Source organism: Pseudomonas viridiflava, from assembly GCF_900602065.1.
Classification (GTDB): Bacteria; Pseudomonadota; Gammaproteobacteria; order Pseudomonadales; family Pseudomonadaceae; genus Aquipseudomonas.
On record NZ_UWFN01000179.1, the window covers coordinates 1 to 299 of the forward strand.

The 299-nt window shown below is 45.8% G+C and carries 1 pseudogene; it reads right to left on the minus strand.

The features are described from left to right. A pseudogene (locus tag EE949_RS29645) lies at positions 1–241 on the minus strand (hypothetical protein); the annotation flags it as partial. Between the last annotated feature and the right edge of the window lie 58 nt (positions 242–299).

A 299-nucleotide genomic window follows, 5' to 3' on the forward strand; every position in this document is an offset into this window, starting at 1 on the left:
GAGCAAGTCTGAATCTTTTAAACCGTAGGCGAGACTTAGGAACATGAGGGTCATCGGCCATATCACCATCACTGCCGACCCCACGTTGTAACAACCGATATCCAGAAAGACTTCATTTTTTTGCCAGATGATGTTGAGCGAGTCGACCGGTGTTTTACCTGTGGGCAATGGCAATGGTGCCAAATAATCGTTTTTTGAAAACAGTTTTTTTCTCCGGTGTGCCAGCAATATTAGGGCTCATTGTGTTGCTCCGCGCAAAAAATCACAGAACGTTCTTGCTCGCTTGACGCTATGTGATG